Below are 3,113 nucleotides of genomic sequence, written 5' to 3' on the forward strand. Positions count from 1 at the left end.
CCGTAATCTGGTAAATCAACTACGGTGACGGTATCTGGGACTAAAACACCATCGGGGTCGCTATCGTTATTGAGGACGTTAATGGTAACGGTGTTTCCAGTGCGGACGGTAGCGTTATCATCGTTAGCGGTGGGGGGTTGATTTTCTTGGATAGTCAGGAAGACGGTAGCTGAGTTGGAGATAGCGCCATCATTATCCTCTACGGTATAAGTAAAGCTATCCGTACTGGTAGATGAACCGTCATGGCTATAGGTGATAGTTCCGTTAGGGTTAACCGTGATAGTACCGTAGTCTGGAGAGTTAACTACGGTGACGGTATCTGGGATTAAAACACCATCCGGGTCGCTATCATTGCTTAACACATCAATGACAACAGATTGGCTTGGCTGTACTCTGGCTGTATCATCATTGGCTATGGGTGGCTGATTTCCTAGGGAGACATCTTCCGGGACAATGGGAGCCGCCATATTGAAAAAGTAATCGACCTGGGTGGTAAACATTGCTGGTGAATTTCCAGCATGACCCGCAAACAACCCCACTTCTTGGACTTGTAAATCACGGATAAAACTGCCAACTGTGTTCCAATTGATACCATCTCCAGAAGATTTGAGAGTCCATAAGTTTCCTTGTCGATTTACATTCAAATATCGAGCTTGTCCAGCAGCCACGGAACCAGAAACCATCACACGGGAACTACCATTAGTCGTAGAAGCAGCGAATACTGATAAACCTGACCCGGTTTGAGATACATTAAACCTTAACCAGTTCCGCTCATCTTGCTCTACCAAAATTCCTTGCATTTGTTTGGATACAGTGGGGTCGGAAGCGAATTTAATTTCTAATTCAAAATCTTCGTTGGCGGCGGGTTGCATGAGTCGCGCCGTGGTCCGATTTTGATTCCATAGATCAGTTTGAGCGGGAACAGAAAGTTCTAAATAAGCATCACTTGTTCCGGTTCCAGTTAAAGCATAGGAGGAATTGGCTAGGGGTTTAATAAAATTCCATTCTGGCTTGAGGGTGCTGCTATTAAAATCATCGGAGTTGAAGGCTAAATCTAATTCCGAAATACCCAGAAATACAGTGGCTTCATTGGAGGTAGCGCCATGATTATCTTCGACGGTATAAGTAAAGCGATCGCCACTGGTATAGGAACCATTATGATTGTAAGTAACTACCCCATTTTGAATACTAACAGTGCCGTGATTTGGTTCAGTAACGATAGTTACAGTATTCGGCATCAAGCTACCGTCAATATCTTCATCATTACTGAGAACTCTAATATTAACACTATTTCCTTGGCTAACTCTAGTGTGATCATTATTGGCGATCGGTGCAAGGTTAGGTCGCTCTTCTCCATAGGGAACAACTGTAACATCACCAAAAGTGGCATCATAATAGTGAGCAACTAGCAGCAACGAACCATGAGACAAGGCTCTGATGTCTGATGATGATTTAAAGGATTTACGATCCCATTCTGTGGGTTCCGGTTCGCTTTCCTCCCAAACTTTAAAGCTATAAATACTACCATCATCCACAGTTTGCGATCGCATCTTGAAATTGTAGGTATTCCCCGCTTCCAGCGTGATATTTCTGCCACTATTAAAGAACGTTGTTCCTTCTAAAGACAAGCCACTGCTCATGTGATAAAAACCAATTTCCCCATGGGTGCGCCACTGAACATAAGGCTGAGTCCCACCATCAGGTTGATGTCCTTTCCATCGCATTAACAGACCGATTATCCCATTAGTATTAGTTTCATGAATCGTAATGGGAACAGTGGCTTCGTAGTCATCCCATCCAATGTCACCAATAGCAATTAAGCGGTCATAACCTGTTTCAGCCGTGCGGACTCCATCATCTGTTAAAGTCCACAGACCATCTACTACTTGTGCTACATCGTTAATTTGCTCAACTTCACTCCAGTCAATGGAATAAGTTTTCGGCCAAGCATTTCCTAATTCATGTTTAATAGTGACAGATTCGGTAGCAATATGACCCAGTGTATCAACTGCTGTAATAACAACTATATCATCCTGATCAGATGCGGGGTTGAGATCTGTGTAAGCAATTTCAACGTTAAAGTCGCCATTTCTTGATAAACGAGGATTCCTGGGTTGACCATGAACATTAAGACGAAGAGGAATTTCTGGTCCTCCATTGAGTGAGTAGCTTAGAGAAGATATACCGTCTGGGTCGAAAGCGTAACCAAGGATATTGACCCAAACTAGAGGCTTACCAATATGACCAAAACTCTGTTCTGAACCATACCAGATATCAAGAACGGTGGGATTTGGATCTGCTGATTGTTCTTGAATGGTGATGCTAACATTGGCTAGGTTGGAGATAGCGCCATCATCATCCTCTACGGTATAAGTAAAGCTATCCGTACCGGTAGATGAACCGTCATGGCTATAGGTGATAGTTCCGTTAGGGTTAACGGTGATATTACCGTAATCTGGAGAGTCAACTACCGCGACGGTATCCGGGATTAAAACACCATCGGGGTCGCTATCATTATTGAGGACGTTAATGGTAACAGTGTTTCCAGTGCGGACGGTAGCGTTATCATCATTGGCTATGGGTGGCTGATTTTCCTCGATAGTCAGGAAAACGGTGGCTTCGTTAGAGGTAGCGCCATCATCATCCTCTACCGTATAAGTAAAGCGATCGCTATTGGTAGATGAACCGTCATGGCTATAGGTGATAGTTCCGTTAGGGTTAACGGTGATATTACCGTAATCTGGTAAATCAACTACGGTGACGGTATCTGGGACTAAAACACCATCGGGGTCGCTATCGTTATTGAGGACATCAATGGTAACGGTGTTTCCGGTTTTGACGGTGGCGTTATCATCGTTAGCGGTGGGGGGTTGATTTTCCAGTTGTTCATCTTCTGGAATAACAGGCGGTTCATCTTCGGGAATCACAACCTGACCATCTTCTGGAATAATAGGAGCGGCCGTATTGAAGAAGTAATCGACCTGGCTGGTAAACGTAGGAGATGATGAACTTCCGGCATTTCCCGCAAATAACCCTACCTGTTGCACTTGTAAGGCTTGGGTAAAACTCCCGGCGGTCGTCCAAGTTGAACCATCTGGGGAATAGTTGAGAGT

At 44.4% G+C, this 3,113-nt stretch carries 1 protein-coding gene; it reads right to left on the bottom strand.

The window, feature by feature from the left end; all coding sequences use genetic code 11:
* Nucleotides 1–3,113, bottom strand: a 3,113-nt coding sequence (locus ACTIE0_RS23530) for an Ig-like domain-containing protein (RefSeq protein ID WP_439517014.1), incomplete at both ends; no start/stop codon positions are given.

This window comes from Limnospira sp. (assembly GCF_051859755.1).
GTDB lineage: Bacteria > Cyanobacteriota > Cyanobacteriia > Cyanobacteriales > Microcoleaceae > Limnospira > Limnospira fusiformis.